Origin of the sequence: Rhabdochromatium marinum, assembly GCF_016583795.1 — a bacterium.
In the GTDB taxonomy this organism is placed as follows: Bacteria; Pseudomonadota; Gammaproteobacteria; order Chromatiales; family Chromatiaceae; genus Rhabdochromatium; species Rhabdochromatium marinum.
This window is the reverse complement of sequence record NZ_NRRS01000005.1, coordinates 72,276-96,567: the sequence shown is the minus strand read 5'-3', so window position 1 is coordinate 96,567 and position 24,292 is coordinate 72,276. Positions and strand designations below refer to the sequence as shown.

Here is a 24,292-nt window from a genome sequence, read left to right as displayed (position 1 = left end):
GAAAGCCATGCGAAAAAATCGCCGGGGTCCGAAAAAACCGCTGACCAAACGCACTCGATACAAAGATAAGCCGCATGTCTCGACCGCCAAGCTTCTGGCCGCTGGTTAGCCCACCTTAAAAGGGCTGGGTATGTGCGTTAGGTCTGCTGCTGAAATTCAAAGCGGTACAGGTTGATTTCGAAGTCGCTGCCTGCCTAAATTGTTCAGCCAGGGCCGCAGGAGTTCAACCGTTTGTTCGATGCCGCTTGGTGAAACCGGCGTGCGCTGGGTGGCTTGGGCCTGATCGAGCAGGGCTTCCAGAGGCTCGACGATCCTGCCTTCAGCCAGATGGTCTGGAGTGATGACGCCGGTTGGGACTTGCTCGCGCAGCCAGTCGATCAAGACCTGGGTTTCCGGCCAGTCATCGCGCGGGACATAGAGCACCGGCAGGCCGTGGCAGGCGGCTTCAGCAAAGCTGCCATAGCCGGGCTTGGTGATCATGGCGTCGCAGGCGGCGAGCACTTCCAGCAGTCCCAATCCCGGGCCGCCGATGCGGCTGACGGCGGGATTGTGCGTAATCCCGGGGTCGGCAGTCAGGAGTTGCAGGCGCGCGTGTTGCAAGGGCGCGGGGTCGAAGGCAAGGGTTCCGGTGCCGCCGAATTGCATCAGGATCAGGCGCTGATCGGCCGCCAACCCCAGTCGGGCGCGCAGGCGTTGTGGATCACCCGGTTGTTGTTCGGCGATGGGGCCAACCGCGTGGCTGTTGGTCAGCCAGGGCATCGGCATGGATGGGGTGGGGCGGATGAACAGCTCAGCCCCGGCATAGGCGGTGCGCATACGCTGGGTTAGCGTCTGAGATACCTGGTGCCCCACCGGACTTTGCAGCAGAATATCCAGCCAGTTCAGGGAGCACAGGCCCACAGCGGGGATGCCGAGCCGGCGAGCCGCATCGAGTGGCAGCCAGGGGATGTCGGCCAGCACCAGATCCGGTTGCACGGCCAATAGCCGGGTCATCTGTTGCTCCAGGTGCTGGTCATAGGCTGCATCGAACGCCTGATACCGTTGCAAGCCCTCTTCCCAGCGCACTTGAAGCGGGCCATCCATTGGCAGGGCAACATCGGCGGCTATGGGGAGGTGCTCGACATCGGCTGGCAGCCGGTAGCGGACGAAATCCGGGTTTAGGTTGCCTTGCAGGGTGATGCGCAGCTCAGGTTGTTGCGCGCGCAGGGCATGGATGACCGGCGCCACCTGCGCAAGATGCCCGTAGCCATGGGCGGTGACGGCAACCAGCAGATGGGCCATGCTGCGGAACTCCCGATCGCCTCAGGTGGAGGAGGAGCCTGAGGTTTCAGTGGGGCCTTCGTCGCTATCCAAATCAAGGGTGGGCGGTGATTCGGACTCGGGAGACTCAGGACGCTCAGAATGCTCGCGCTGGTCGCTGTTGCTGCTGGGAGGCGTTGCTTCAGAGGGGGGCTCGCTGAGGACGTCGAGGGCATACTCGCGGCTGAACAGCAGTTCGCCGACTGGAATCACCACTTGCACACTGCGGCGAATGATACCTGCATTACAGGTTTCGCAGGCGCAGCTGTGAATCAGTGCTTTGAGTTTGGCGTTGTCCGGGGCAGCCGCTTCGATGGCTCGGAAACGCTCGAACTGTTCGGCGCTCAGATGGTGGGCGTCATCGGTGTCGCAATCGAGACTCTGGCCGTCGATGCAGAGATGACCGTGTTTGATGTCATTAAAACGGATTTTTCGATAGCGCTCGAAGCCGTCGAGTGACTGATAGGTGGCCGCACGGATGGCATCGAGGATTTCATCCTCGGGCAGCAGGTTGAGCTTAAAACGGGCCTTGGCATTGTCATCCATGTTGTCCTTCACCCAGGCGGAGAGCTGGCGGGCGCGACGTTGCTGCGAGGCATGGCGCCGCGCGGCAATCTCGGCTTTTTGCTTTTCCATGTCACGGTTGCGCTGTTCGGCGAGTTGGCGGGCCTGTTTGAGCTTGTCGTTCAGTGCCTGCTCAATGCGCTCGATTTCTTCAGTGGCTTCCCGCGCCGGCAGCGCCGGACTCTCGGTGTCACCGCTTGGCAGGGCCGCACTGTAGTAGATGGCCGGCCAGTCCTTGCGAATGAAGCGCTCGGTGGGTTGCTGCGTCCAGTAGGCGATGTAGGCATCAGCCTGGGCTTTCCACTCGGCCTGCTGCTCAATCAGTGCCTGCTCATGAATGTGCGCGCACTTGATGCGCCAGCGTAGCCAGGCGCGGATGTCCGGCGTAGCGGTTTCGGGCGGAGTCGGGTAGTTCCCGGGGGTTTTGAATGGGGCGGTCAGGTCGGTGACGCCCTGCTGTTCAGGAGCGCAGGCTAAAGCGTTACGCTCGTCGAGGTTCAGCCCGCGTGGATCGACTTCGGCAATCAGATCGCCATAGCAGTCGCGGCCGGCGAGAATGGCGGCGACACGGTCAACACGGATCATGACCTTCATCGGCGGTTGTCTTCCTCTGGCGCAAGGCTGAACCCGGTGGGCCGGGTCAGCTGAATAGGTATCCCTCGATGGCAGTCGGATGTAGTCATTGCCACAGGGTGACTACAGATTCAGTAAGAGCCGGGCTGGGTCTTCAACGGCCTGCTTGATGGCTTGGAGAAAACGCACGGCATCGCGGCCATCAATTAAGCGATGGTCGTAGGATAGCGCGAGATACATCATGGGGCGAATCTCGACCTGTCCGGCGATCGCCACCGGACGCTCTTCGATTTTGTGCATGCCGAGGATAGCGCTCTGAGGTGGATTGATCAGTGGGGTTGAGAGCAGGGAGCCGAAAACGCCACCATTGGTAATCGAGAAGGTGCCGCCGGTTAATTCCTCAAAGCTCAGGCGGCCGTCGCGGGCCTGCTGCCCGAACTGGGCGATGCCGGTTTCGATCTCGGCCAGGCTCAGGTGATCGCAGTCACGCAGGATGGGCACTACCAGCCCGCGTTCGGTGCTGACGGCGATGCCGATGTCGTAGTAGCCATGATAGAGAATGGCGTCGCCGTCGATGGTGGCGTTGAGAATTGGAAACTGCTGGAGCGCGGCAACAGCGGCCTTGACGAAGAATGACATCATACCCAGGCGGGTGCCGTGCTGGCGCTCAAAGTCGTCGCGATAGCGCTGGCGCAGGGCCATCACAGCGCTCATGTCAACTTCGTTGAAGGTGGTGAGCGTAGCGGTTTGCTGTTGTGCCTCCAGCAGACGCTCGGCAATGCGTGCGCGCAGCCGGGTCATCGGAACCCGCTGTTGCGGTCTGGCGTCCAGGGGGCCGGCGGTGGGCGCTGGCTTGGTGGATGCTGGCGCTGGGGATGTTGTTTTTGGGGAGGCTGGTGGCCTGGGGGCGCCAGCCGGTGCCTGGAAAGCGACCTGATCGGCGTCAGCTTCAGGCTGCGTGGCTTCATGCTGATCGAGCCAGGCGAGCACATCGGCCTTGTGAATGCGCCCGTCGCGACCGCTGCCCGCAATGCGCGTTGGATCCAGCCCGAGTTCCTTGATTAAGCGGCGCGCGGCAGGGGCGAGGTTGGGCTCCTGAGGGCGATGGAGCTGAGGGTCTGCAGGCGTGGCTTCAGGAGCGGGGTGCGCGGGTTCTGAGTCTGGTTGTGGCTCCGGTTCTGGCTCCGGGCTTGGAGTGGTAGTATCGGCATTAGCATTAGCGGCGGGAGAGGCAGCTTCGATGCGCGCAAGCAGGGTTCGTGCACTGACGGTTTCGCCTGCTGCGACCAGGATTTCGCGCAGAATGCCGTCGCCAGGTGCTGGAACCTCCAGTACCACCTTGTCGGTTTCGAGGTCGAGCAAGTTATCGTTGGCGCGGATCATGTCCCCCGGCGCCTTGTGCCATTCCAACACCGTGGCATCGGCGACGGATTCCGGTAACTCAGGAACAAAAACCTCTGTTGTCATGGCACTGGATGTCCGCGATTCATGCTGGGGTTGATGCGCCCGGTCAGGGCCTCGTCGATCAACCGTTGTTGTTGTTCGAGATGAATGGAGCGATAGCCCACAGCGGGAGCCGCCGAGGCGGGCCGGCCCACATAGTAAAACCTTTTCCCCTCACGCCGCAGCGGTTGAAACCGGTGCTTAATCATATCCCAGGCGCCCTGGTTCTGGGCTTCCTCCTGGCACCAGATAAATTCCTCAACCTGGGAATACTCGGCCAGGATGGCGGCGAAGTCCTCTTTCGGGAACGGATAGAGCTGCTCAATGCGCACAATGGCAACGGTTTCCAGACCACGCGCATGGCGTTCTTCCAGCAGTTCAAAATAGACTTTGCCGGAGCAGAACACCACCCGTTCGATGCTGGTGTCGGGCAAGGGGTCGCATTCCGGGATCAGTGGCTGAAAGGTTCCCTGCGCCAGATCATCCAGGCTGGAAACCGCCAGGCGATGACGCAGCAGGCTTTTGGGCGTCATTATAATCAGCGGGCGGCGATAGGGACGCAACATCTGGCGGCGCAGCAGATGGAAAATCTGCGCCGGCGTGGTGGGTACGCACACCTGGATGTTATGTTCCGCGCACAATTGCAGAAAGCGCTCCAGGCGTGCGGAGGAATGCTCGGCGCCCTGGCCTTCGAGCCCATGCGGCAGCAGCATCACCAGGCCGCATTGCAGGCCCCACTTGGTGCCGGCGGAAGTGATGAACTGGTCAATTACCACTTGGGCGCCATTGGTGAAATCGCCGAACTGGGCTTCCCACAGCGTCAGGGCATCCGGCTCGGCGGTGGCAAAGCCGTACTCGAAGCCCAATACCGCCTCTTCCGACAGGATGGAGTCGATGGCGACGAAGGCGCCCTGCTGGGGACTGAGATGTTGCAAAGGAGTGTATTCATCGCCGCTGGCCTGACAATGAATTTTGGCATGGCGATGGAAGAAGGTGCCGCGCCCGGCATCCTGTCCGCACAGCCGCACATCGATGCCGGCATCCAGCAGACTGGCATAGGCTAGGTTTTCAGCGCAGCCCCAGTTGATGAGCTGCTCACCGGCAGCCATTTGTCGCCGTTCGGCCCAAATTTTCGCCACCCGCGGATGCAGCTCGAAATTGGCCGGCAACTCCAGCAGGCGCTCGGCCAGGTCGCGAATCTGCGGCCGGGGCAGGCGGGTATCAGCGGCGGCGGTCCAGTGCGTCTCGGCAAAGCGACGCCAGTTGGTGCGCAGCGGGCGGTGATGGCTGGACTCCAGATCACAGAGCACCGGTCGCGTGGCCACGAAGCCCTGCTCAATGGCGTGGCGATAGTCGGCGATCATGGCCTCAGCGGCCTCCTGGGTGAGATCACCATGGTCGATCAGGCGCTGGGCATAGAGGGTGCGCGCACTGGGGTGCTGGCGAATTTTGCGGTACATCTGGGGCTGGGTCACGGCGGGTTCGTCAGCCTCGTTGTGGCCGAGACGCCGATAGCACACCAGATCAATAAAGACGTCGCGCTTGAAGCGTTGGCGAAAATCGAACGCCATGCGGGTGACGAAAATAACCGCCTCGGGGTCGTCGCCATTGACGTGAAACACCGGGCTCTGGACCATCTTGGCGACATCAGTGCAATAGAGGGTCGAGCGGCTGTCGAGTGGATTGCTGGTGGTGAAGCCAATTTGGTTGTTGACGATAACATGCACGGTGCCGCCGGTGCCGTGACTGCGCGTTTGCGACAGTTGCAGGGTTTCCATCACCACTCCCTGGCCGGCAAAGGCGGCATCGCCATGGATGAGCACCGGCAGAACCTGGCGCCCGTCGTGGTCACCACGGCGCCGCTGGCGGGCGCGTACCGATCCCTGAATGACCGGATTAATGATTTCCAAATGCGAGGGATTAAAGCCGAGCGCCAGATGCACTGGGCGGCCGCCGCTCTCGACATCGGTGGCAAAGCCCAGATGATATTTGACATCACCGGCGCGCTGCTGACCGTTGGGGGTTTCCACCCGACCTTCGAACTCGGCGAAGATGTCCTGGGGTGGTTTGCCCAGGATGTTGGTCAGCACATTGAGCCGCCCACGGTGGGCCATGCCAATGACGATCTCCCGCACCCCATCGCGCCCGGCGCGGCTGACGAGTTCATCGAGTAGCGGAATCAGCGCCTCACCGCCTTCAAGCGAAAAGCGTTTTTGTCCAATATAGCGTCGATGCAAATAGTGTTCGATGCCCTCGGCAGCGGTCAGCAATTGCAGCAGCCAGCGCCTTTGCCGGCTGGTTAATTCCGGGCGCGTCTGATAGCTCTCGATGCGTTTTTGCACCCAGCGCTTTTCTGGCGTGGTGGTGATGTGCATATACTCGCAGCCTACCCGGCCGCAGTAGCTGCGCTCGAGCCGGGCGATGATGTCGCGCAGCCGCATGCGCTCGGGGCCATAGAGCGAGCCGCTGTGGAAGACTTCATCGAGATCGCTGTCGAGCAGGCCGTGATACTCGGGTGACAGATCCGTGATCTCGGGTAGCGGGCGCAGGCGCAAGGGGTCGAGATCGGCAATTTGGTGGCCGCGACAGCGGTAGGTGTTAATGAGTCTGAGCACCGCAGCCTGTTTGGCGGCGTTGACGGTCGCCTCGCGCGCCTGGGGCGCTGGAGCTCGCACGGACCAGGCACTGGTGTGGGCAAAGGTTTGAGCGCTGGCTTGAGTGTTGGCCAGATCATCGTCGGCGCGCCCCGGCAGGGCATCGAAGCGCGCGCGCCAGTCCGGCTCGACGCTGTTAGGGTCGCGCAGATAGCGTGCGTAGAGCTGTTCGATAAAGGCGGCATTGCCGCCGTGGAAGGCAGATGAATTATGCAATTGTTGACGGCGCGCGCTCATGATGGGATCGCTGTGGGTTGGGGCCAGAAGTGTGAGGAACATCCGGGTGCACCCGGGCTGGCAGGTGCATCATGGATGATACGCCACTGGGTATAATGCATTGGCTGGTTTTGTGGTGCTTGGTGCTTGGCGTCGGTTTTTCAATCGGATTACAACACGATCTTTGCGAGCGTTTTCATGAGTGAGAAACATCCCTCCAAAGCGCCGGGCGCGCCCATACCAGGCGCGCGCCCGGATGCGCGTGAGGAAATTGTCCAACGGCGTTTGCTGATGATTCAACTTCAGTCCGATCTGGCCTATTTTCAGGCCCGGCTTGGGTTGATCGGCGAACCTCGGACAACCAACCAGGAAGCCCAACGACGCACGTTCAAGCTGTTGCATCAAGGGGTGGGTCAGCAAATGATCAAAGCCCGCAAAAGCGGATCTGGGCCTGGGTGACAGACAATCGGCGGCATGACAGGCTGGGTGTGCGGTGACTACCCGGCAATCCTGAAGGCAATGATGAGCCGTTTCAGTCGTCTTCGTCAGCCAGCGCCCGACGTTGGATCTCCATTACAACCCGGGTAATGCTTTGGGCGTCGCGGGTGGACAGGCACAGAAACTCCAGGCCGAGCATGGATGACGCGTTTTTGTGTCCGTGGCGGCAGTTACGCACCTCGGCATCCACGATGATATCGAGCAACTCGGGAATGCGAATGCGGCTGTGGTGCAGGCGGGTTCCCTTGCGCATTAAGGATGCGGTTTTCCCCGTGACGATGACCGCTGCACCGGTGGCGGACAGATTCGCAAGCATGGCGCGAAAGGGGTGCATCTCGTTATTGTCGAGATCCTCGACTTCACCAGTGAGGGTGGCAGTGAGGGTGGCCGGCAGGGAAACACGAAAAGCTTCGCGGCGCTGGAGCTGAAACAGCTGCCTTGGGTAAGGGATTTCGTAATAACGCTCGCCATCCTCAATGATGGGGTTCAGTTCCTTGGTGCGAAACCAACTGAAGATGGAATCAATGGCACCACGGACTTCGATCGTTTTTTCGTTCTCCAGGGATGTGCCGATGTTGGGCGGTAGCCCGTCCAGCAGGAAGTAGCGCGCGTGGGGATCATTGTCCACCATCCTGGAGTCGGTTTGGCAGTCGCCGCCGATGCTCGACAGGCAGAATCTGCCACGCGCCTTGAAATGCTTGGTGATCAGCTTGGCGATGGTTTCGGGGTGCGTGATGCGGTTGATGTGGTCGCTGTCCATAGGAGAATTGAAGCGGGTTATTCAACGGTCACGGACTTGGCGAGATTGCGCGGCTGATCGACATCGGTGCCTTTCAGGGCTGCGACATGGTAAGCCAGCAGTTGCATCGGCAGGCTAAACACCAGGGGATCGATGAGATCATCGGATTCCGGCAGCCGCAGCACTCGCACGCCTTCGGTTTGTTGCAGGGCCACCTGATCATCAGCAAACACAAACAATTGTCCGCCGCGCGCGCGCACTTCCTCAAGATTGGATTTAAGCTTTTCAAGCAGTGCATTATTGGGCGCTACGACTACGACTGGCATGTCTTCGTCAATCAGAGCCAGGGGTCCGTGTTTGAGTTCCCCGGCTGGGTAGGCCTCGGCATGAATGTAGGAGATTTCCTTGAGCTTGAGTGCGCCTTCCATGGCAATGGCATGCTGCTCGCCGCGCCCAAGAAAAAGTGTGTGGCCTTTCTCGACGAATGCCTGGGCCAGCTCGGCGATGTCAGCATCAATGGCCAGGGTGCGTTCCAGTTGGGTAGGCAGGGCACGCAACACCTGGACGGCATGGGCTTCACGCTCCGCACTGAGACCGCGTTGGTGGCCCAGCGCGAGTGCCAGCAGCAGCAGTGCCACCAGCTGGGTGGTGAAGGCTTTGGTGGAGGCGACACCGATCTCGGGGCCGGCGCGGGTAAGGAGTTGGAATTGGGATTCGCGCACCAGGGAGCTTTCAGCGACATTGCAAATCGCCAGGGTGCCGAGATACCCGTTTTGTGTGGCCATGCGCAGTGCGGCCAGGGTGTCGGCGGTCTCACCGGACTGAGAGATGCTGACAAAGAGTGATTGGTCTAGAACGATCGGTTGGCGATAGCGATATTCGCTTGCCACCTCCACCTGACAATGGACCTTGGCGAGGGATTCGATCCAATATTTGGCCACCAAGCCGGCATGATAGCTGGTGCCGCAGGCTACCAGGGTAACGGACTGTACCTGCGCAAAGAGCGCCTCGGCCTCAGGGCCAAAGGCGGCGCTTAGCACCTGATCAGTACCGATGCGGCCTTCCAGTGTTTCAGCGACGGCGCGAGGCTGCTCGAAAATCTCCTTTTGCATGAAGTGCCGGTAGGCACCACGTTCCGTCGCATCGACTGAGAGCGTCGAGGTGCGCACCGGACGCTGTACTTCCTCGCCAGCGGCATTCCAAATACGCACTGAGGTGCGGCTGAGTTCAGCGAGGTCGCCGTCCTCCAGGAAAATAAAGCGGTTGGTGACTGGCAGCAGGGCTGGCACGTCAGAGGCAATGAAATGCTCCTGGAAGCCAAGCCCAATCACCAGTGGGCTGCCAAGACGGGCGGCAACCAGGCACTCGGGGTGCGCCCGGTCGATGACGCCCAGTGCGTAAGCACCATGCAGCAACTGGGTGCAGATGCGCACGGCATCGGTTAGCTGATGTCTAGCCTCCAAGGCGTCGTGAATGGCATGAATAATAACCTCAGTATCCGTCTCCGAGGTGAAGCGATGCCCGGCGTCACGCTGCAGTTCTCTGAGGTTTTCGTGATTTTCAATGATGCCGTTATGCACCAGGGCACAACGCTCGCGGCAGATATGCGGATGGGCATTGCGCTGCGAGGGTTCGCCATGCGTGGCCCAGCGGGTGTGAGCAATGCCCAGGGTGCCGGGCATGGGAGCGTCTGCCAGCGCCTCGGCCAGCGTTGCAACTTTGCCGAGACAGCGTAAGCGTTGCAGCTTGCCTGACTCGGAGAGTACCGCTAGGCCGGCGGAGTCATAGCCGCGGTATTCGAGTCGTCGCAGTCCTTCAACGAGGATATCAGCGACGGGACGTTGGGCGATGGCGCCGACGATGCCACACATGGAGATGACCTGATTGTGCTGTGATGCGAGATGCCTCTGGGGAGGCAGAGGGGCCGGGCGCTAGTCCGGCTTGCGCGGTCGCTGCCAGGTGTCAATGGTTTGCTGCGGCGCTCGGGTCAGGCTGAGTTTACCTGCCGGGGCGTCGCGGGAGATCACTGAACCGGCGCCAATGGTGGCCTGTTCACCCACCTCGACCGGTGCAACCAATGCGGTATTGGAGCCGATGAAAGCTCCATCACCAATGATAGTCTGATGCTTGTTGGCGCCGTCATAGTTGCAGGTAATGGTGCCAGCGCCGATATTCACCTGGCGGCCAAGTTCGGTGTCACCAATATAGCTCAGATGGTTGACCTTGGTGCCCTCAGCGATGCGCGATTTTTTGACTTCGACAAAGTTACCGATATGGCAATGATCGCCAATCTGGGCCTGCGGGCGCAGTCGCGCGAAGGGGCCGATGCGGGCACCCGCGCCGACCTGGGCGTCTTCGATGACGCTGTTGGCGAAGACTTCAGTTCCAGCGCCGATGTCGCAATCCTTGAGCAGGCAATTGGGTCCAATGCGCACATTGGCGCCCAAGCGGACCCGGCCTTCGATAATGAGATTGACGTCCAGGGTGACATCACGCTCGCAGATCAGGGTGCCGCGAATATCGAGCCTGGCTGGATCCAGCACCGTGGTGCCCTGTAGCATCAGGGTTTCGACTAGGCGCCGCTGATGGTAACGCTCAAGCTCCGCCAACTGGAGCCGATCATTGACACCGGCAACTTCCTGCGGGGCTTCCGGTTGTATGGTGACCACTTCAATGTCCTGGGCCGTGGCCAGGCCAATCACATCGGTCAGATAATATTCACCCTGCACATTGTCGTTGCCGATGTGCTGCAGCCAGTCATTCATCCGGGTGGCATCGGCGACGATGATGCCGGTGTTGATTTCCTGAATACCCAGCTCGGCCTCACTGGCGTCTTTTTGCTCAACAATGCGCAGCACGTGACCGCGTTTGTCGCGCACAATGCGCCCATAGCCGCTGGGATCATCCAGGCGCATGCTAATCAACCCGAGCGCTGAACCATTGCTGTCGGCCACCAGACGGTTGAGGGTTTCAGCTTCGATCAGTGGCACATCGCCATAGAGTACCAGGATGCGATCCATGCCGGCCATGCTTGGCATGGCTTGCAAAACGGCATGTCCAGTGCCGAGACGCTCGCTTTGTTCCACCCAGGTGCAGTTGGCATCGGCCAAGGTATTGGGCACCTGATCGCCGCCATGCCCATAGACACAACAGATGCGCGCCGCGCCCAGTGCCTCAGCAGCATCAAGCACGTGGCGTAATAAGGGGCGCCCGGCCAGCGGATGCAAGACCTTGGGCAGTGCTGAGCGCATACGGGTGCCTTTGCCCGCAGCCAGAATGACAACACCGAGTTTCATGTGCGTCGCAACTCCCCGCCGGCACTGCGTAGTGCCAGGTGTGAATGCAAAAACCCCCGCCATTGGCGAGGGTCCTTGCTGTTTCGATCTTGGTCAGGTCCGTCTGTTCAAGCGTCAGCTCGCACGCATTTTGCGCAACTTCTCGATCGCGCGCAACTGCGCGATGGCCTCGGCCAGCTCGGCCTGCGCCTTGGCGTATTCAAACTCGGCGGTCTTGCCGGCCAAGGCATCCTCAGCGCGACGCTTGGCTTCCAGCGCCTTGGCCTCGTCGATGTTCTGGGCGCGAATTGCAGTGTCGGCCAGCACCGTCACCACATCGGGCTGAACTTCCAGCATGCCACCGGAGACATAGAAGTGCTCCATGCCACCCTTGTCGTCCTCCACCCGCACATCGCCGGGTTTCAGCCGGGTGATCAGCGGGGTGTGACGCGGCGCGATGCCAAGCTCGCCCATTTCGCCAGGCGCGTAGACCATAGCGGCCAAGCCGGAATGGATGGCGCCCTCGGCGCTGACGATGTCGACATGTACGGTCATTGCCATGGGTGTCGGGTCTCCCTGTTGTCGGATGCGGCGGTGGGTTCTGAAACCCACCAGCCGGATTACATCTTCTCGCCCCTGGCGACCGCTTCGTCGATAGAACCGACCATGTAAAACGCCTGCTCAGGCAGGGCGTCGTGGTCGCCATTGACGATGGCCTGGAAGCCGGCAATGGTGTCCTTGAGCGAGACATATTTGCCGGGTGCGCCGGTGAAGACCTCGGCCACGAAGAAGGGCTGCGACAGGAAGCGCTGAATCTTGCGTGCACGCGAAACGATTAACTTGTCTTCCTCGGACAGCTCATCCATACCCAGGATAGCAATGATGTCCTTCAGCTCCTTGTAGCGCTGGAGCGTACCCTGTACCGCGCGAGCGGTGTCATAGTGCTCCTGGCCCACCACATTGGGGTCGAGGATACGACTGGTCGAATCGAGCGGATCCACCGCCGGATAAATACCCAGCTCGGCAATCTGACGCGACAGTACCAGAGTGGCGTCCAAGTGAGCGAAAGTGGTAGCCGGAGAGGGGTCGGTCAGGTCATCCGCCGGTACATAGACCGCCTGGAAGGAGGTGATGGACCCGGTCTTGGTCGAAGTGATGCGCTCCTGCAGGGCGCCCATCTCCGAGGCCAGAGTCGGCTGATAGCCCACTGCTGAAGGCATACGTCCAAGCAGTGCCGAAACCTCGGTACCAGCCAGGGTGTAACGGTAGATGTTATCGACAAACATCAGGACATCACGACCTTCCTCGCGGAAGAATTCGGCCATGGTCAGACCGGTCAGTGCTACACGCAAACGGTTGCCGGGGGGCTCGTTCATCTGACCGTAAACCAGCGCAACCTTGTCGAGAACGTTCGACTCCTTCATTTCGTGATAGAAGTCGTTACCCTCACGGGTGCGCTCGCCCACGCCAGCGAATACGGAGTAACCCGAGTGCTCGACGGCGATGTTACGGATCAGCTCCATCAGGGTTACGGTCTTGCCCACGCCGGCACCGCCGAACAGGCCGACCTTACCACCCTTGGCGATGGGCATGATCAGATCCACCACCTTGATGCCGGTTTCCAGCACCTCGGTCGAAGTGGCCTGATCCTCGAACTTGGGGGCCTCGCGATGGATGGGCCAGGTTTCCTCGGAACCGACCGAACCGAGTTCGTCAATGGGGTTGCCAAGTACGTCCATGATGCGCCCGAGGGTCGCTTTGCCGACCGGAACACTGATGGGTGCGCCCGTGCTGCTGACATCCACACCACGCTTCAGGCCGTCGGTACTGCCCATCGCGATGGTGCGCACGACGCCATCGCCGATTTGCTGTTCCACCTCGAGCGTCAGGCCGGTGGCGTCGATTGTGAGCGCGTCATAGACCTTGGGCATCTGATCGCGCGGAAACTGCACGTCCACGACGGCACCGATGATTTCCACCACCTTACCGGAGCTCATAATGCTTTCCTCATTAAAACTAAACTGTAGAATTCGGATGAACGGGCGCGCTAGACGGCGGCGGCACCGCTGACGATCTCAGAGATTTCCTGAGTGATCGCGGCTTGGCGCGCCTTGTTGTAAACCAGTTGCAGCTCATCGATCAGGCCGCCGGCATTGTCGGAGGCGGACTTCATGGCCACCATGCGCGCGGCCTGCTCGCAGGCACCATTTTCGACCACGCCCTGATAGACCAGAGACTCGATATAACGGCCCAGCAGGTTATCCAGCACCAGCCGCGCTTCGGGTTCGTAAATGTAGTCCCACACCGGTCCCGAGGCGGCGGGCTTGTCGTCCGGCACAATGGGCACCAGCTGGCGCAGTGTCGGTTTCTGGGTCATGGTGTTGACGAACTCGTTGTAGGCGATATAGACCGCATCGATCTCGCCATTCTCGAAGGCGTCGAGCATGACCTTCACCGGGCCGATGATATCGGCAATACGCGGCTTGTCACCGAGCTGCGCGGCTTCGGCCTTTACATCGCCGCCAAAGCGCTTGAAAAAGCCCAGCGCTTTACTGCCAATGGTGCAAAAGGCGGTATCGAGACCGTCGTTGCGCTTTTGTTTGAGTTCCTGTACCAGCATTCTGAACAGATTGGTGTTCAGGCCGCCGCACAGGCCACGATCAGATGACACGACGATATAGCCGATGCGCTTTATCTCGCGTTCCTGAGCCATGAAGCTGTGACGGTACTCGGGCGAGGCCTTGGCCAGATGGCGGATGACCTGGAGCATTTTTTCCGCATAGGGGCGGGTGGCCTGCATCCGTTCCTGCGCTTTGCGCATTTTGGATGCGGCGACCATCTCCATTGCGCCCGTAATCTTCTGGGTGCTCTTGATGCTCGAGATCTTGGTGCGAATTTCTTTAGCGCCAGCCATGAGGGATTCCCTGAAGCGATCCTGTGTGTTTCGATCCGCGCCGCACGGCGATTACCAGGTGTTGTTGGCTTTGAAGTCCTTAATGGCCTCGTGCAAGGCCTGCTGGATCTCCTCGTTGTAATCACCCTTCTCGTCGATTTTCTCGAGCAGGCTCTTGTGGGCGCTCTTCATGTAGCCTTGCAGGGCTTGCTCGAAGGCGACCACTTTGTTGACTTCAACGTCATCAAGATAACCTTCGTTGGCGGCGAAGAGCGACACGGCCATGGGGCCGATGGTCATGGGCGAGTACTGCATCTGCTTCATCAACTCGGTCACGCGCTCGCCACGCTCCAGCTGCTTGCGGGTAGCCTCATCAAGGTCAGAAGCAAACTGCGAGAACGCGGCCAGCTCGCGGTACTGGGCCAGGGCCAGACGAATACCGCCGCCGAGTTTTTTGATGATCTTGGTCTGGGCTGCGCCACCGACACGCGAGACTGACAGACCGGCGTTGATGGCCGGACGGATGCCTGCATTGAACAGATCGGTTTCGAGGAAGATCTGTCCGTCGGTGATGGAGATGACGTTGGTCGGGACGAAGGCCGACACGTCACCCGCCTGGGTTTCGATGATTGGCAAAGCCGTCAGCGAGCCGGTCTGGCCGCGTACCCGTCCACCGGTCTGTTTTTCGACATAGTCGGCATTGACGCGCGCAGCGCGCTCAAGCAGACGTGAATGCAGGTAGAAGACATCACCCGGATAGGCTTCGCGACCTGGCGGGCGGCGCAGCAGCAGGGACACCTGACGATAGGCCCAAGCCTGCTTGGTCAGGTCATCGTAGATAATGAGCGCATCCTCGCCCTTGTCGCGGAAGTACTCACCCATGGCGCAGCCGGCGTAGGGCGCGATGAACTGCATCGCGGCCGAGTCCGAGGCGCCGGCATGCACGATGATGGTGTGCTCCATGGCGCCAAATTCTTCGAGCTTGCGCTGTACGCCGGCAACCGAGGAATTTTTCTGACCAACAGCGACATAGATACACTTAACGCCAGTGCCTTTCTGATTGATGATGGCATCAATGGCTACCGCTGTCTTACCGGTCTGACGGTCACCGATAATCAGCTCACGCTGGCCGCGACCGACCGGCACCATGGCATCGATAGCCTTAAGGCCGGTTTGCAGTGGCTGATCGACCGACTGGCGCTGGATAACGCCGGGGGCGATTTTTTCGATCGACGAGGTCTGGCTGGCGCTAATGGGCCCCTTGCCATCGACCGGAGCGCCGAGGGAGTCAACCACTCGACCGAGCAGCTCCTCGCCGACGGGGACTTCCAGAACGCGGCCGGTGCAGCGTGCCCAGTCGCCTTCAGACAGATGGGTGTAATCGCCCAGGATGACAGCACCCACGGAGTCGCGCTCCAGGTTGAGCGCCAAGCCAAAGGTGTTGTTCGGGAACTCGAGCATTTCGTAGTACTGTGCGTCGGACAAGCCGTAGATACGCACAATGCCATCGGTCAGGCTGACGATGGTGCCCTCGGCGCGGGCCTCGGTCTTAACATCGAACTGCTCGATTTTCTGTTTGATCAGATCACTGATCTCGGCAGGATTCAGTTGCATGGCGGTGTTCCGTTCAGAATTGCAATTCGTTTGAGAGCTGCTGTAGCTTGCCGCGGATCGAGCTGTCGATGACCAGGTCGTCGGCGCGAATTTCGACACCGCCGATCAGGCTTGCGTCCTGTTCCACGCTCAGCTCGACATCAGCGCCAAAATGACCGTGCAGCGAAGTGACCAGGCTCTGACGTTCCTTGTCGTCAAGCGGGAAGGCGCTGCGCACCAGCACCTGACGCACCCCCTGCTCGGCGGTTTTGCGTTGCTCGAACAGGCGCGCGATCTCCGGCAGGACCGGCAGGCGATGATTCGCGGCCAGAATCCGGGTCAAATTGGCCGGACCGGCTGGAAGCTCCTGGCCGTCGTTGCCAGCGGCAGCGGCCGCCAGTGCCAGCTCGCCCAGTCGCTCGCGCCCGACATTGGGGTTGCCGACGATGGCATGCAGCTGGGGGTCACTGGCGATGGCGCCGAGCAATTGCAGCGCTTCCGACCAGGGCTCGAGTGCGTCCTGCGCCTTGGCGATCGCGAAGGCGGCCTCGGCGTAGGGGCGGGCGATGGTTGTTAAGTCTCCAGCCATGATGTCGCCTTAGATTTGCTTGGCGAAGGATTCGACCAGCTCGCGGTGGGCCGAGGCGTCGATTTCCTTCTGGAGGATTTTTTCGGCCGCAGCTACAGCGAGGGTCGCGACCCGTTCGCGCAGCTCTTCGCGGGCGCGATTGGTCTCCTGTTCGATCTCGGCTTCGGCCGCGTGCTTCAGGCGGTTGCCCTCGGCGGTGGCGTCCTGTTTGGCCTGATCAAGGATCTCGTTGTAGCGGCGCTGGGCCTGATTCACGATCTCGGCGGCATCGGTCTTGGCCTTGTGCATGACTTCCAGCGCACGCTGTTGGCCAAGCTCCTGTTCTTTGGCGCCGCGTTCGGCGGCTGCGAGTCCTTCCGCGATACGCTTTTTGCGCTCATCAAGCGCATGCATGATCGGCGGCCAGACATAGGTCATGCAAAACCAGACGAACGCCGTGAAGGAGATCATCTGAAGGATCAGTGTAAGATTGATATTCATCCGTAAGCCTCGTGGGAACGAGTGACAGGTGTCCGGCGGGGCCGGAGGCGCGTCAGACAGCGAACATCAAGTACAGACCCATGGCGATCGAGATGACCGGCAGTGCGTCAGTCAGACCCATGACGATAAAGAACTGGGTGCGCAGCATCGGGATGAGTTCCGGCTGACGCGCAGCGCCTTCGAGAAAACGACCACCAAGAACGCCGATACCGATGGCCGCGCCGACGGCGCCCAGACCAAGCATCAGACCAGCGGCAATGAATTGAACGGCTTGTGCAAGTTCCATTGTGTCCCCCATGGGTGTAAAAAATTAGAGAATGAACAGAAAAGAAACAGTAAGCGGACACCGGGTCCGCGACCTAGTCTGCGCCGAATTCTTGAAGTGGCCGAATCAGGCGGCAAGATGCTGAATCAGTGGTGCTCCTGGTGGGCCATATCGAGATAGACGATGGTGAGTACCATGAAGATGAACGCTTGCAGCGTCACAATCAGGATATGGAAGATGGCCCAGCCAAGCTGCAGGGTGCCAGCCGAGAGATCCATGATGATGCCGTGACCGTACATCATGGCGATGAGGATAAAGATCATTTCGCCAGCGTACAGGTTACCAAACAGTCGCAAGGATAAGGATACCGGCTTGGAGAGCAGGTTAATGCCTTCCAGCAGAAGGTTGGCCGGCATGCCCCATTTGCCAAAGGGTTGCAGGGTCAGTTCACCCATGAAGCCACTGGCACCTTTTATTTTGATGCTGTAGTAGATCACCAGGAAGAAGACGACCAGCGACATGGCAAAGGTGGTATTGGGATCAGTGGTTGGCACCACTTTCAGGAAGACATGATGCGGATCTGCGCCCATGCCGCCCATCAGATGCTGGAAATAAAAGGGTAGCAGGTCGATTGGAATCAGGTCCATGGTGTTCATCAGCAGTACCCAGATGAAAATGGTCAGCGCCAGCGGGGCGACCATTGGGTTTTGACCGCTGAAGGAACCACGGACATTTTCATTGACAAAGTCAACGATCCATTCAACAAAATTTTGCGCCCCGCCCGGAACTCCGGCGGTGGCTTTGGCTCCGACACTCTTAAAGAACCATAGAAACAGGCCACCCAACAGCAACGAGAAAAACATGGTATCCACGTGGACGGCCCAGAACCCCATTGCGGCTGCATCGGCGCTATTCTCGGCAAAGCTAAGTCCGTGCTCCGGATGCCAGCCAAAGGTGAGGTTGGTCAAGTGGTGCTGGATGTAGTCCTGTGCAGTCATCGCGGCTTCTGAAGACATGGGATGGCTCGTTGGAGTTTCTTAAATTGGTTAGAGTTGAACGCTAGGGTTTTGGTGAACTGGGTATTAGCGCCGGCACTGTTTGTACGATCAGATAACTGCCCAGAACCATTGGCACAACCAAAGCGTCGATCGTTGTATAAGCGATCGTGAAAAGTGTCATAACCAAGGTAATCTTGACGATTTCAGCGCCATAAAACCGCAGCACCAAGGCTCCCGGCTGTTGGGCGCGATAGTGACGAAAGATCCAGAACGCCGCCGCTCCGTTTGCCAGCCAACAGCCCACAGATCCCACCACTGCGGAGATCAGCATCGCTGAGCCAAAGGGGGCGGTCAAAAGCAGTGCAATTCCGCTCAGAATGCCTTGCCAGCGCAGCAAATGGCGTATCTGATGTGGTTGCACATCTTGCCTGTTTTGGATCCCGGTCATCGCCTACAGATGCGGGTCGTTGCAGTAACAGCCGCGCAGTATAAGCGAACGCGAATACTCGGTCAAACCCAACAAGCGTTCTTTTGTTTTCCAGATCTCTAACGGCATGAATAAAGGTGCTTTTCTGTGAGTACGGCATCCAGCGCCACATCCCAGGGTTGGCGCTTCAGGGTCTTGATGCGCTGACATTCATGCGCCAGCCCGATTAGACGCGGGCGCCGGTAGCGGCGTGCATCGGCGCGAATGTTGCCGAAACAGCGGTCGTAGAAGCCAAGCCCCATGCCGATGCGTTGGCAGCGATGGTCAAATCCCACCAGAGGCAGCAGCACCAAATCCAGTGATGACAGCTTTACCGGGTGTTGTCGGCGGCAGTCAGGCTCGGGAATTCCCCAACTGTTCGGGCGCCGCTGTCGGGGCAGCGGGTCAGGATAAAAGCGGATTTTCGGTGGCGCTTGCGAGCTGATGACCGGCAGATACCAGCGCCGGGAGGCCTGCGCGAATTGCTGGCGAATGGCGCTGGGATCGAGTTCACCATCGACGGCCATGTAGAGCGCGATATGTCGGGCACGTCCGATACCGGGCAGCTTCCGGAGATGCGCGGCGGCTTGGCGGGCATGCCGGCGTTGGATGCTGGGGGCGATCGCGCGGCGTTTGGCGCGCAGCTGGCGTCGAAGGCTCATGAGGGTGGTGGACATGAATAAAAGCGGCGCCCCCCGCGTGTGCCGGTACCGACCTTCGTTCTTGAACCTGTTGGTTCAAGTGGGAGCACTGACTCAGGCTTCAGGCTTCCCGCTCGGGGCGGGCATGCACAACAGCTTGGGCTTTATGCACCCTGGGTGAAAATTAGGCTCAAGAAAATACCCAGGCGGTGATCGAACATCGCAGGCGACGCCTGAGGAACAAGGCTAACCCTGTTTGCAGCAAAGGTCCAGTCACTTTTGCAGCCGTTTCACGGGGACTTACAATTTGGGAATAGGCTAAACTTAGCCGCAGGCGAGCCAACAATTATTCGAAGCATCAGGAGACACCGCATGGCCCTCGTGAAACATTCCCCGACCGCTGCTGCCAGCACCAGTGACGCTTCAGGCAAGACCTCTGCGGTTGCTGCGCGGGAGGCGGAAGCGCAGCGCCGGCGGGCGCGCACCCTCGCCAAGCAGCAGCAGGCGGCTGAGCGCATTGCCGCCGCCACTGGTCAGCTGTCTTCCGGTATCAATGAGGCGGCGTCGGCGGCCGAGGAACTCAAGCGGGCGGTCGATCAGATTGCCGCCGGGGCCGAGGAGGCCTCGGGCGCAGCCCAGGAATCGCTCACGGCTTTCAAGCAGGTCGAGGGGGCTATTACCCGGCAGTTGCGCAGCGCGGCCGCCAGCCAGGAGAAGAGTGAGGGCACCCAAACCCTGGTTACCAAGGCCAGCGCCGAAATTGATGCGCTGGTTGTCAATGTCAATCTTTCCGCTCAGCGCCAATCCGATTCGGTCGCACGGGTGGCCGAGCTGGAAAAACAAGCGGCCAATATCGGTGATATCGTTAAGGCGGTGGGGCGCATTGCCGATCAGACCAACCTGCTGGCGCTCAATGCCGCCATTGAAGCCGCCCGCGCCGGCAAGCATGGCAAGGGCTTCGCGGTGGTGGCCGATGAGGTGCGCACCCTGGCCGAAACCTCGGAGAAGAGCGCCAAGCAAATCCAGGATCTGGTGGCACAGATTCAGGGGGAAGTAAAAACCATCGCCCAAGGCATCAGCACCTCGGCCAAGACGGTGGAGGAAGAGGCAGGCAAGGGTCAGGCCATCACGGCCCAACTGGATCAGATCCGCAGCGACGCGGCCGAGATCCTCAAGGGCGCGCAGGACATTGCCAACGGTGCCCAACAATCCAGCACCGCCGCCAAGCAGGCGCTTAATGGGTCGGAAGACATTGCCGCTGCCGCTGAGGAACAGTCCGCCGCCACCGAGGAAGCCGCCAAGACGGTCGCCGAGCAATCACAGGCGCTGTCCGAGTGCGAACAGGCGGCCCAGGCGCTGTCTGAGCTGGCTGAGGATCTGAAAACCTCAACCGATGTTGCCAAGAGCGCCGAGGAAGTGGCCTCTGCGGCCGAGGAACTGTCCTCCGCCGTCTCTGAGATCAATCGTGCCAGCACCCAGATTCAGATTGCTATCGAGCAGATCCGCAAGGGTGCGGAGGTACAGTCCGCCAGCACTGAGGAATCGGCTACTGCTATTACTCAGATCGAACGGGGATTGGAACTGGCCCGGGAACGCGCCACGTTGGGCTCCGAGAAAGTGGCAGCGATCAGAAAGCTGTTGGCCGAGAATAAGGCCACCGTTGATGGTCTGGTCCAGGGCATCTCCACGGCGGCTGAGTCCTCGCGTTCTAGTATTAAGCAGGTCAATGATCTGGAGTTGGTCTCCCGACGTATCGACAAGATCGTCGATGCCATTACCACGGTTTCCATCCAGACCAACATGCTGGCGGTCAATGGTTCGATCGAAGCCGCGCGGGCGGGTGAATTTGGCAAAGGCTTCGTGGTTGTTGCCACCGACATTCGCAATCTGGCACACGATTCGGCTGAAAATGCCGACAACATCAAGGATCTGGTCAAAGCGGTGCAGGATCAGATCGGCATCGTGGGGCGGGATCTCGATGAAATCGTATCCGCTGCCCTGGGTGAGGTGGAAAAGGCCAAGGTGACCACGACCAATCTGGCGACCATTGAGACGGATATTGTGAGCGTCGAGCAAAACATTCAGAACATCTTGAGCGCTGCGACTGAAATTGTTGCTGCCATCGCCCAGGTGAAGACGGGTGTTGAGCAGATTTCCGCCGCCGCTCAGGAAGCCGACAAGGCCGCCACTGAAGCCACGTCCGCCTCTCAGCAGCAATCGCAGGGTGCCGAGGAACTGGCTTCCGCTGTCGAGGAGATTGCCTCGCTTGCTGATGAATTGCAAAGCGCCTAGGGGGTGCGACCATGACGACAGAGACCCCCTCTGCAGAACTCCCCACGGAGCTTCCTGCAATCACCACCCAGGCGTCTCCTGCCGAGACGACTCCAGCGACTGCGGCCGAACCTCAGCTCGAGCGCGCCGGGCTGCCGTCGAGTGATCAAGGCGATGAGCAGAAGCAGAACGAGGAGATCCGGCAGTTCGTCACCTTTATCGTTGGCGAGGAAGTCTTCGCCGTGGATATGGCGCCGGTGCAGGAAATTATCCGGGTGCCCGAGGTGGTGCGGGTGCCACTGGCCCCGCCCAGTTTGCAAGGGCTGGCTAATTTGCGGGGCAAGGTACTGCCGATCATCGCGCTACGCCATTTGTTTGGACTGGCTGAGCGGGAACATGACGACACCACGCGTGCGTTGGTGATTGATCTGGGTCAGCCACTGGGATTCGTCGTTGATCGCGTGGCCAGCGTGGTTGGTGTTGAGCCGGCCAAAATCGAAGCTGTGGGGTCAATCAGCAGCACCGTGGATACCGAACTGCTATCCGGCCTGATCAAGGACGTCGGTGGTCATACCATGATCATGGTGCTGGATTTCGCGCGCCTGATCAGTCGGGAATTCGCCGACATGGCTAAATTAACCACGTCCTCCGGGGTGGCTAAGGGGCTTTCCAGCCAGACCAGAAGCGACGCAACGGAGGAGGAAGAAGAGGACAGCGACGAGTTACAACTGGTGAGTTTCGATGTCGCCGAGCAGGAATACGCCATCGCCATTGAGAATGTCCAGGAGATCGTGCAGGTTCCCGAGCATATTGTGAAGATTCCGCGCTCCGAGCAGCATGTGCTGGGCGTCATGAGTCTGCGCAATCGCCTGCTGCCACTGGTGAGTTTGCGCCGGATGTTTGCGTTACCGCCGCATGAGATGGACGAACACAGTCGTATCGTCGTGGTGTCGCTGGGTGCGACCTCGGTCGGTGTAGTGATGGACAATGTCAATGAGGTGCTGCGGGTAGCCAAGGCCGAAGTTGAGGCCATGCCGGGCCTGTTGGCGCGCGACGGGGATCTGACCGACATTTCCGACATCTGCCGGCTCGACGGCGGTAAACGGCTGGTTTCCATTATCTCCACCGGCAATCTCTTCCGTCATTCGGCCGTTAAGGAGGCCTTAACTACAGTGGATAGCATGACTGAGGATCTTCCAACCGAAACCGACGAGCTGGATGACGACAGTGCCGATGACGACGAACAGGTGGTGGTGTTTCGCCTGAACAAAGAGGAATTCGGGGTGCCGATCGAGAGTGTGCAGGAGATTGTACGCGTTCCCGAAGAACTCACCCATGTTCCCAAAGCGCCGAGCTTCGTCGAGGGTGTCATTAATTTGCGCGGAACCGTGCTGCCAGTGATTGATCTGCGCCGCCGTTTGGGGCTTAAGGGCGTGGAACGCTCGGATCGTCAGCGCGTCATGGTGTTTTTGATCAAAGGCGCATGCACCGGCTTTATCGTGGACTCGGTGGCCGAGGTGCTGAGAATTCCCCATGGCGCGATCGAACCGGCCCCCAATTTGTCCAGCGAGCAATCCCAGCTCCTCGCGCGCATGGCCAATCTGGAAAAGCAACAGCGCTTGGTGCAGTTGATTGATCCCTCACAGCTGGTCAAGGGACGTGAGCTGGCTGAACTGGCAGCGCTTGAGCCGGCGACACTTGAATCGTCAGCGCGTGAACCGGCAGCCTCTGAGCCGGAACAGGTCACATGATCAAACTGCTGATTGTCGATGACTCAGCGCTGATGCGCCGTCAGTTGGCCAATGTGTTTCAGGCCGAGGGTGATTTCGAGATTCGCCAGGCCCGCAATGGTCGTGAGGCGGTCGAGGAGAACCGCGCCTTCGAGCCGGACGTGGTGACTCTGGACATCAACATGCCGGAGATGGACGGCATTACTGCACTGTCGTTGCTGATGGTGGAGCGGCCGGTGCCGGTGGTCATGGTGTCTTCGCTCACCGAACAGGGCGCGCTGGCCACCTTCGAGGCGCTAAATCTGGGCGCTGTGGACTATCTGGCCAAACCAGGCGGGACCATTTCGCTTTCCATTGAGGCGGTTAGCGCTGAATTGGTGGCTAAGGTGCGCGCTGCCGCCGGTGCTCACCTCAAGTTCCGGTCCAAACAAAAGACACTCAGTACCCGCTTGCGCGAGGAGCGCGCTGCAAAGCCGGCTCCGCGACCGCTGGCGGTGCGGCGTGGGGTAGCGGACGATGGACTGGTGGTGGTCGGTGTGTCAACCGGCGGTCCGCGCACCCTGGAAGACATTCTGCCGCGCTTGCCGGCTGATTTTCCCTGGCCGATTCTGGTCGCCCAGCACATGCCGTCATCCTTCACGCACCCTTTCGCCGAGCGCATGAACGGACTCTGCGCCTTGGACGTCAGGGAGGTCACGCGTCCCACGCCCATCGAGCCCGGCATTATCTACATTGGCAAGGGCGGTGCCGACATGGTGGTCGGGCAACGCAGCGGGCGCCTGACGGTACTCGCCAAGCCGGAAAATCAGGACTTTCTTTGGCATCCCTCGGTGGAACTCTTGGGGCGTTCGGTACTGGAGCATTGCGACCCGGCTCGGGTTATCGGCGTCATGCTGACCGGCATGGGCTATGACGGTGCCGACGCCTTCGCCGAACTCAAACAGCGAGGCGCGCGCACCATCGCCGAATCCGAGGAATCCTCAGTGGTGTTCGGAATGCCAGCGGAGTTGATCGCGCGCGGTGGTGCCAGCCTGGTGCTGCATGCCGAGAAGATCGCCGCTCAGGTGAATACCTGGGCCGGGCGTTGACCCACACGGCTGACCAC

Annotated in this window: 21 protein-coding genes and 1 other RNA gene; 4 read left to right on the top strand and 18 right to left on the bottom strand. The window is 60.1% G+C overall.

Annotation, left to right across the window (positions count from 1 at the left end):
• Positions 1 to 156: 156 nt before the first annotated feature.
• The 4 genes from CKO36_RS03050 to CKO36_RS03035 form a co-directional block, all read right to left on the bottom strand.
• Entirely contained in the window at positions 157 to 1,281 is a 1,125-nt protein-coding gene (locus tag CKO36_RS03050; protein ID WP_200280378.1) for a hypothetical protein, read from the bottom strand.
• A gap of 21 nt (positions 1,282 to 1,302) precedes the next feature.
• A complete protein-coding gene (locus tag CKO36_RS03045) occupies positions 1,303 to 2,457 on the bottom strand; it encodes a hypothetical protein (RefSeq protein ID WP_200280376.1) in 1,155 nt (384 codons plus the stop codon).
• A 102-nt stretch (positions 2,458 to 2,559) separates the two neighbouring features.
• Entirely contained in the window at positions 2,560 to 3,903 is a 1,344-nt protein-coding gene (gene odhB / locus CKO36_RS03040; RefSeq protein WP_200280374.1) for a 2-oxoglutarate dehydrogenase complex dihydrolipoyllysine-residue succinyltransferase, read from the bottom strand.
• Positions 3,900 to 6,770 carry a 2-oxoglutarate dehydrogenase E1 component gene (locus tag CKO36_RS03035; protein WP_200280405.1) on the bottom strand — a complete coding sequence of 957 codons (2,871 nt, stop codon included), beginning with the start codon at positions 6,768 to 6,770 and terminating at the stop codon, positions 3,900 to 3,902. The genes odhB and CKO36_RS03035 overlap by 4 nt, the downstream gene beginning before the upstream one ends.
• 177 nt (positions 6,771 to 6,947) lie before the next feature.
• Between CKO36_RS03035 and CKO36_RS03030 the strand changes: the two genes are divergently transcribed.
• Positions 6,948 to 7,208 (top strand): hypothetical protein, encoded by a 261-nt coding sequence (locus tag CKO36_RS03030; RefSeq protein ID WP_200280371.1) that lies wholly within the window; start codon positions 6,948 to 6,950, stop codon positions 7,206 to 7,208.
• A 73-nt stretch (positions 7,209 to 7,281) separates the two neighbouring features.
• On the opposite strand, the gene CKO36_RS03025 is transcribed toward CKO36_RS03030, so the two are convergent.
• From CKO36_RS03025 to ssrS, 14 genes are all read right to left on the bottom strand, one after another.
• On the bottom strand, positions 7,282 to 8,007 hold the full coding sequence (locus CKO36_RS03025; protein WP_200280368.1) for a flagellar brake protein: 726 nt from the start codon (positions 8,005 to 8,007) through the stop codon (positions 7,282 to 7,284).
• 17 nt (positions 8,008 to 8,024) lie between these two features.
• Entirely contained in the window at positions 8,025 to 9,857 is a 1,833-nt protein-coding gene (gene glmS, locus CKO36_RS03020) for a glutamine--fructose-6-phosphate transaminase (isomerizing) (RefSeq protein ID WP_200280365.1), read from the bottom strand.
• Positions 9,858 to 9,917: 60 nt separating this feature from the next.
• Positions 9,918 to 11,282 carry a bifunctional UDP-N-acetylglucosamine diphosphorylase/glucosamine-1-phosphate N-acetyltransferase GlmU gene (gene glmU / locus CKO36_RS03015; protein WP_200280362.1) on the bottom strand — a complete coding sequence of 455 codons (1,365 nt, stop codon included), beginning with the start codon at positions 11,280 to 11,282 and terminating at the stop codon, positions 9,918 to 9,920.
• 114 nt (positions 11,283 to 11,396) lie between these two features.
• On the bottom strand, positions 11,397 to 11,822 hold the full coding sequence (locus CKO36_RS03010) for a F0F1 ATP synthase subunit epsilon (protein WP_200280359.1): 426 nt from the start codon (positions 11,820 to 11,822) through the stop codon (positions 11,397 to 11,399).
• A 59-nt stretch (positions 11,823 to 11,881) separates the two neighbouring features.
• On the bottom strand, positions 11,882 to 13,258 hold the full coding sequence (gene atpD / locus CKO36_RS03005) for a F0F1 ATP synthase subunit beta (protein WP_200280356.1): 1,377 nt from the start codon (positions 13,256 to 13,258) through the stop codon (positions 11,882 to 11,884).
• Positions 13,259 to 13,308: 50 nt separating this feature from the next.
• Complete coding sequence (atpG, locus tag CKO36_RS03000; protein ID WP_200280353.1) at positions 13,309 to 14,175, bottom strand: F0F1 ATP synthase subunit gamma; 867 nt, start codon at positions 14,173 to 14,175, stop codon at positions 13,309 to 13,311.
• A gap of 51 nt (positions 14,176 to 14,226) precedes the next feature.
• Entirely contained in the window at positions 14,227 to 15,768 is a 1,542-nt protein-coding gene (gene atpA, locus CKO36_RS02995) for a F0F1 ATP synthase subunit alpha (protein WP_200280350.1), read from the bottom strand.
• Between the two features lie 13 nt (positions 15,769 to 15,781).
• On the bottom strand, positions 15,782 to 16,336 hold the full coding sequence (locus CKO36_RS02990; RefSeq protein ID WP_200280348.1) for a F0F1 ATP synthase subunit delta: 555 nt from the start codon (positions 16,334 to 16,336) through the stop codon (positions 15,782 to 15,784).
• 9 nt (positions 16,337 to 16,345) lie between these two features.
• Positions 16,346 to 16,816 (bottom strand): F0F1 ATP synthase subunit B, encoded by a 471-nt coding sequence (locus CKO36_RS02985; RefSeq protein WP_200280345.1) that lies wholly within the window; start codon positions 16,814 to 16,816, stop codon positions 16,346 to 16,348.
• Positions 16,817 to 16,868: 52 nt separating this feature from the next.
• Positions 16,869 to 17,102 (bottom strand): F0F1 ATP synthase subunit C, encoded by a 234-nt coding sequence (gene atpE, locus CKO36_RS02980; protein ID WP_200280342.1) that lies wholly within the window; start codon positions 17,100 to 17,102, stop codon positions 16,869 to 16,871.
• Positions 17,103 to 17,227: 125 nt separating this feature from the next.
• Positions 17,228 to 18,097 carry a F0F1 ATP synthase subunit A gene (gene atpB / locus CKO36_RS02975; protein WP_200280339.1) on the bottom strand — a complete coding sequence of 290 codons (870 nt, stop codon included), beginning with the start codon at positions 18,095 to 18,097 and terminating at the stop codon, positions 17,228 to 17,230.
• Positions 18,098 to 18,140: 43 nt separating this feature from the next.
• Positions 18,141 to 18,527 (bottom strand): ATP synthase subunit I, encoded by a 387-nt coding sequence (locus CKO36_RS02970; protein ID WP_200280336.1) that lies wholly within the window; start codon positions 18,525 to 18,527, stop codon positions 18,141 to 18,143.
• 98 nt (positions 18,528 to 18,625) lie between these two features.
• Complete coding sequence (locus tag CKO36_RS02965) at positions 18,626 to 19,222, bottom strand: 5-formyltetrahydrofolate cyclo-ligase (protein ID WP_242469351.1); 597 nt, start codon at positions 19,220 to 19,222, stop codon at positions 18,626 to 18,628.
• A gap of 11 nt (positions 19,223 to 19,233) precedes the next feature.
• Positions 19,234 to 19,418, bottom strand: a non-coding RNA gene (gene ssrS, locus CKO36_RS02960) — 6S RNA.
• A 140-nt stretch (positions 19,419 to 19,558) separates the two neighbouring features.
• Here ssrS and CKO36_RS02955 point away from each other — a divergent pair.
• The 3 genes from CKO36_RS02955 to cheB are packed head-to-tail and all read left to right on the top strand — an operon-like array spanning position 19,559 to position 24,275.
• Positions 19,559 to 21,478 carry a methyl-accepting chemotaxis protein gene (locus CKO36_RS02955; RefSeq protein ID WP_200280333.1) on the top strand — a complete coding sequence of 640 codons (1,920 nt, stop codon included), beginning with the start codon at positions 19,559 to 19,561 and terminating at the stop codon, positions 21,476 to 21,478.
• 11 nt (positions 21,479 to 21,489) lie between these two features.
• A complete protein-coding gene (locus CKO36_RS02950) occupies positions 21,490 to 23,208 on the top strand; it encodes a chemotaxis protein CheW (RefSeq protein WP_200280330.1) in 1,719 nt (572 codons plus the stop codon).
• The gene (gene cheB, locus CKO36_RS02945) at positions 23,205 to 24,275 is read left to right on the top strand and encodes a chemotaxis-specific protein-glutamate methyltransferase CheB (protein ID WP_200280327.1); all 1,071 of its coding nucleotides are present in this window, start codon (positions 23,205 to 23,207) and stop codon (positions 24,273 to 24,275) included. The genes CKO36_RS02950 and cheB overlap by 4 nt, the downstream gene beginning before the upstream one ends.
• Positions 24,276 to 24,292 lie beyond the last annotated feature (17 nt).

Excerpts from the sequence above, each read along its gene's own strand:
- CKO36_RS03050 (WP_200280378.1), bottom strand. The coding sequence starts at position 1,281 with ATGGCCCATCTGCTGGTTGCCGTCACCGCCCATGGCTACGGGCATCTT.
- CKO36_RS03045 (WP_200280376.1), bottom strand. The coding sequence starts at position 2,457 with ATGAAGGTCATGATCCGTGTTGACCGTGTCGCCGCCATTCTCGCCGGC.
- odhB (WP_200280374.1), bottom strand. The coding sequence starts at position 3,903 with ATGACAACAGAGGTTTTTGTTCCTGAGTTACCGGAATCCGTCGCCGAT.
- CKO36_RS03035 (WP_200280405.1), bottom strand. The coding sequence starts at position 6,770 with ATGAGCGCGCGCCGTCAACAATTGCATAATTCATCTGCCTTCCACGGC.
- CKO36_RS03030 (WP_200280371.1), top strand. The coding sequence starts at position 6,948 with ATGAGTGAGAAACATCCCTCCAAAGCGCCGGGCGCGCCCATACCAGGC.
- CKO36_RS03025 (WP_200280368.1), bottom strand. The coding sequence starts at position 8,007 with ATGGACAGCGACCACATCAACCGCATCACGCACCCCGAAACCATCGCC.
- glmS (WP_200280365.1), bottom strand. The coding sequence starts at position 9,857 with ATGTGTGGCATCGTCGGCGCCATCGCCCAACGTCCCGTCGCTGATATC.
- glmU (WP_200280362.1), bottom strand. The coding sequence starts at position 11,282 with ATGAAACTCGGTGTTGTCATTCTGGCTGCGGGCAAAGGCACCCGTATG.
- CKO36_RS03010 (WP_200280359.1), bottom strand. The coding sequence starts at position 11,822 with ATGGCAATGACCGTACATGTCGACATCGTCAGCGCCGAGGGCGCCATC.
- atpD (WP_200280356.1), bottom strand. The coding sequence starts at position 13,258 with ATGAGCTCCGGTAAGGTGGTGGAAATCATCGGTGCCGTCGTGGACGTG.
- atpG (WP_200280353.1), bottom strand. The coding sequence starts at position 14,175 with ATGGCTGGCGCTAAAGAAATTCGCACCAAGATCTCGAGCATCAAGAGC.
- atpA (WP_200280350.1), bottom strand. The coding sequence starts at position 15,768 with ATGCAACTGAATCCTGCCGAGATCAGTGATCTGATCAAACAGAAAATC.
- CKO36_RS02990 (WP_200280348.1), bottom strand. The coding sequence starts at position 16,336 with ATGGCTGGAGACTTAACAACCATCGCCCGCCCCTACGCCGAGGCCGCC.
- CKO36_RS02985 (WP_200280345.1), bottom strand. The coding sequence starts at position 16,816 with ATGAATATCAATCTTACACTGATCCTTCAGATGATCTCCTTCACGGCG.
- atpE (WP_200280342.1), bottom strand. The coding sequence starts at position 17,102 with ATGGAACTTGCACAAGCCGTTCAATTCATTGCCGCTGGTCTGATGCTT.
- atpB (WP_200280339.1), bottom strand. The coding sequence starts at position 18,097 with ATGTCTTCAGAAGCCGCGATGACTGCACAGGACTACATCCAGCACCAC.
- CKO36_RS02970 (WP_200280336.1), bottom strand. The coding sequence starts at position 18,527 with ATGACCGGGATCCAAAACAGGCAAGATGTGCAACCACATCAGATACGC.
- CKO36_RS02965 (WP_242469351.1), bottom strand. The coding sequence starts at position 19,222 with ATGTCCACCACCCTCATGAGCCTTCGACGCCAGCTGCGCGCCAAACGC.
- CKO36_RS02955 (WP_200280333.1), top strand. The coding sequence starts at position 19,559 with ATGGCCCTCGTGAAACATTCCCCGACCGCTGCTGCCAGCACCAGTGAC.
- CKO36_RS02950 (WP_200280330.1), top strand. The coding sequence starts at position 21,490 with ATGACGACAGAGACCCCCTCTGCAGAACTCCCCACGGAGCTTCCTGCA.
- cheB (WP_200280327.1), top strand. The coding sequence starts at position 23,205 with ATGATCAAACTGCTGATTGTCGATGACTCAGCGCTGATGCGCCGTCAG.